Genomic DNA, 4,192 nt, shown 5'->3' on the forward strand with positions numbered 1-4,192 from the left:
GAGCCGTGGCCGCCCGAACGCAGGTACGGCGGTCAGCGCCTCGCGTGCAGGAGGCCGTCCCGCACCCAGGCCGGCTGCGGCGTCTCCAGCTCGAACTCGGCGAACGCGCGGCCGGCGACGGCGGCGATGCCCGCCGGCGGCAGCTCCTCGAACTCACCGAGCACGAGGGCGATCTGCTCGACCGGCGGCAACGTCGAGAACAGGACGGCGTCGTCGCCGCAGCCTTCCGCACGCCGATGCGCGGGCGTCTCGGCGTGCAACAGGTACACGAACCACGACACGGCGTACGCGCAGAGTTCGGGACCGATCGGGCCCCGCCACGTCGCGACCGCACGCGCCAGCGCCCGGTCGAAGACCGCGGCCGCGCGCTCGGAACCGACGGACAGCAGCCGCGCGCAGGCCGCGAGGTCCGGGAGCTGGCCTTCCATGACCTCACGCAGGCCACGCGGGGGAACGTCCAGGTTGCCCGCGGACCCGCCACTCGGGTCCGGCGGCATGATGTACATCGTCCGCTCCTTCCGCGCTTTCCCTGTCGGGGAAACCGATGCCGTTTTCCCGTCTATCGTTATGCGGCACCCGAACGTGACGTACCCCATACGGTCACCGCAGGAGTGCCTTGACCTCCAGGAACTCTTCGAGACCGAAGACGCCGGCTTCGCGCCCGACGCCGGAGTGCTTGTAACCGCCGAACGGTGCGTCGGTGTTGAAGGCGCCCCCGTTGATGGAGACCTGCCCGGTGCGCAGCTGTCGTGCGACCCGCTCGGCCCGGGCGCGATCGGCAGACCAGACCCCGCCGGAGAGCCCGTAGTCGCTGTCGTTGGCGATGCGCACGGCGTCGTCCTCGTCGCGGTATCCGATGATCGACAGGACCGGACCGAAGATCTCCTCGCGCGCGATCGTCATGTCCTCGGTCACGTTCGCGAACACGGTCGGCCCGACGAAATAGCCGGTGCCGAGGCCGGTTTCGCGGCCGTCGAGGACCAGTTCGGCGCCCTCCTCGATGCCCTGGTCGATGTAGGACCGCACGCGCTTGAACTGGTTGGCGTTGACCAGGGGGCCGAGCCGGGTGGTGGCCGCGGAAGGATCGCCGACGGTGTAGGCCCGCGCGACCTGCTCGGCGAGGGCGGCCACCTCGTTCATGCGCTCGGCGGGGACGAGCATGCGGGTCAGTGCCGAACAGGTCTGCCCGGAGTTCAGGAAGCACTGGGCCACGCCGTCGGTGACGGCCCGGGTCAGGTCGGCGTCGTCGAGGATGACGTTGGCGGACTTGCCGCCGAGTTCGAGAGCCACCTTCTTCACCGTCTCCGCGGCGACGACGGCGACGCGCTTGCCGGCGCGGGTGGAGCCGGTGAACGAGACCATGTCCACGCCGGGATGCGCGGCGATGGCCTCCCCCACCACCGGCCCGTACCCGCTGACGAGGTTGAACACGCCGGGCGGCAGGCCCGCCTCGTCGCAGATGTCGACGAGCGCGTAGGTGATCAGGGGCGCCACCTCGGTCGGCTTGAGCACGACGGTGCAGCCACCCGCGAGGGCGGCGAACACCTTCAGGACCACCTGGTGCAGCGGGTAGTTCCACGGCGTGATGGCGCCGACGACACCGATGGGCTCGCGCACGATGAGGGCGTTGCCCACCTCGCCGGCGTCGAAGTCGTAGGTCGCGGCGAGTTCGGCGTAGCGGGTGATGTTCTTCAGCGGCATGCCGATCTGGACCGGCTTGGCCAGCGTCACCGGCATGCCCATGTCGCGGGAGACCAGCGCGGCGAGATCGTCGATGCGCTCGGCCATGAGGGCCGCGACCTTGCCGAGGTGGGCACCGCGTTCGGCGCCGGTGAGCGCCGACCACGCCGGGAACGCCGCCCGCGCCGCGCGTACGGCCCGGTCCACGTCCTGTGCCGTGCCTTCGGCGACGACGGCGATGACATCCTCGGTGGCCGGGGCGATCACGTCGATCCGGCCGGTGCCGTCGGAGTCCACCCATTCGCCGCCGATGTAGATCTTCGTGCGGTCGAGCACGTTGTTCATATCGTTCCTTCTCCGCCGAGTGATGTGCTTCACACGCAGCGTACGACGCGTCCCCGACGGGCCGCGGGAAGCGGGTCCGGCCCCGTCGCGGCGCGTCAGGGCCGGGTCTCCAGGGCGCGCTGGAGCGTCGGCCACGCCTTGGGCAGCTGGTCGCGCCAGTAGCCCCAGGCGTGCACGCCGACGGGTTCGTAGGTGACGGTGACGGGGATCTTCAGGGCGCCGAGGCGTTCCTCGAGCCGCTGGGTGCACATCCGCGAGCCGGCCTCGAGGATGCCGCCGGCGACGAGGGTGCGCGCCAGGTCCGGGGTCTCGGGCGTCTCGTGGGGACCGGGCACGCCCGTCGCGGCGGACAGGTAGAGCTCCTTGCCGGCGAGGTTCTCGGCGTGCGCGACGGTGTCGTGCTCGGCCCACTCCCGGCTGCCGGGCGGGCCCCACATGTTCACGACGTCGCCGCCCTGCGACGAGGTGCTGGTCTGCACGACGGCGCTGCCGAGCAGGTCGCCCGTCGAGTAGCAGCCGCTGAAGGCGGCGACGCCCCGGTAGAGCTCGGGGTGCCGGTGGGCGAGCATCATGGCCGCCTGCCCACCCATCGAGTTCCCGGCGATCGCGTTGACCCCGTTGCTGTTCAGCCGCGCGGCGAGCAGCGGCGGAAGCTCCTCGGTGAGGAAGGTTTCCCACTTGTTCAGGCCGAGCTTGGGGTCGGACTGCTGCCAGTCGCTGTAGAGGCTGCCGCGGCCGCCGTTGGGCATGACGACGTTGACGTTCTTGTCTGCGAAGAAGGCGGGCGCGCCGCCGATGTTCATCCAGCCGCTGGTGTGGTTGCGGGCGCTGACCCCGTCGAGCAGGTACAGGGTGGGGCGCGGGGCCGAGTTGTCGGCGGGCAGCAGGACCTCGACGCCCACGTCGCGGCGCAGGGCGGGGCTCGCGACGGTCAGCCGCACGGCGCGGTCGGAGATCGGGGTCTCCCCCACGATGGCCGGTGTCGCGATGTTCCGCAGCTCCGGCAGGGGGCCGGGGTCCTCCTGGAAGGCCGCCGGCACCGACGAGCCGGAATTCGACCCGGTGCCGGGTGCCGCGACGGCGACCCCCGCCCCCAGCACGGAGACGGCGGCGAGTGCCGTCCCGGCCGTGAACAGGCGGACGAGTGCCGGGCGCTGAACATCAACCACGAGGGCCTCCCTAAACCTCAAGTTCAGGTTGAGAGTAGCTCGAGCATCGTCCCCGTGGCGTCTTTTCGGACCGCCGCCGATCCCGAAAGACGCCACGGCGGCGGAACCGCCTCCTACACTTGGCACAGGCCACGGGAGGAGTCGCCGATGCCCGACCGCTCTGCCGCACGCACCGAACGGGCGCCCGCCGTCGAGCGCCCCGCACAGCTCCGCAACGTCGTCCTCGTCGGTTGCAGCGGGGTCGGCAAGACCACCCTCGCCGAATCCCTGGCCCTGGCCGCCGGCGCCGTGGGCCGCGCCGGACGCACCGCCGACGGCACCACCGTCTCCGACTACGAGGCGATCGAGCAGCAGCACCGCCGCTCGGTGCAACTGGCCGTGCTGCCGCTCGAGTGGAACGGCGTGAAGATCAACATCATCGACACCCCCGGGCATCCGGACTTCGACGCCGAGGTCCGCGCGGGACTGCACGCCGCCGACGCGGCCGTATTCGTCGTCTCCGCAACAGATCCCATCTCCGCCGCCACGCGCACCCTGTGGCGCGAATGCGCCGAGACCGCGATCCCGCGCGCCATCGTCGTCTCCAAGCTCGACGTCGCCCGCACGGACTTCGACGAGATGCTCACCGCCTGTCACGACGCCTTCGACCTCGGGCCGGACACCCTGCGCCCCGTGTACGTGCCGGTCTTCGACGGCGGCCGCCCGTGCGGCTCGATCGATCTGCTCACCGGCCGCGGCTACGGCCATCCCGCCGCCGTGCCGGACACCGGCGCCGCGCGCGAGAGCCTCGTCGAGGCGATCTCCGGCCAGGACGACACGCTCATGGAGCGCTACCTCGCCGGCGAGGCCCTCGACACCGAATCCCTCGACGAGGGGCTGCGGCACGAGATCGTCGACTGTGCACTGCATCCCGCGCTCGCCACCACCGACTACGGGGTCGGCGCCGCCGAACTGCTCGATCTCGTCGCGATGGCCTTCCCCGACCCCACCCACCGTCG

General features: G+C 71.5%; 4 protein-coding genes. 1 reads left to right on the forward strand and 3 read right to left on the reverse strand.

Annotated elements, in window-relative coordinates:
- Positions 1-32: 32 nt before the first annotated feature.
- The 3 genes from CQZ88_RS13160 to CQZ88_RS13170 form a co-directional block, all read right to left on the reverse strand.
- Positions 33-506 (reverse strand): hypothetical protein, encoded by a 474-nt coding sequence (locus CQZ88_RS13160; protein ID WP_072634929.1) that lies wholly within the window; start codon positions 504-506, stop codon positions 33-35.
- 94 nt (positions 507-600) lie between these two features.
- Positions 601-2,025 carry an aldehyde dehydrogenase family protein gene (locus CQZ88_RS13165; RefSeq protein ID WP_065922734.1) on the reverse strand — a complete coding sequence of 475 codons (1,425 nt, stop codon included), beginning with the start codon at positions 2,023-2,025 and terminating at the stop codon, positions 601-603.
- 95 nt (positions 2,026-2,120) lie between these two features.
- Positions 2,121-3,194 (reverse strand): alpha/beta hydrolase family protein, encoded by a 1,074-nt coding sequence (locus CQZ88_RS13170; RefSeq protein ID WP_072634927.1) that lies wholly within the window; start codon positions 3,192-3,194, stop codon positions 2,121-2,123.
- Positions 3,195-3,341: 147 nt separating this feature from the next.
- Here CQZ88_RS13170 and CQZ88_RS30980 point away from each other — a divergent pair.
- The coding region (locus tag CQZ88_RS30980) for a GTP-binding protein (protein WP_258008582.1) at positions 3,342-4,192 on the forward strand (851 nt) is incomplete at its 3' end.

The organism is Rhodococcus sp. ENV425, from assembly GCF_002887785.1.
GTDB classification, from domain to species: domain Bacteria; phylum Actinomycetota; class Actinomycetes; order Mycobacteriales; family Mycobacteriaceae; genus Rhodococcus; species Rhodococcus aetherivorans.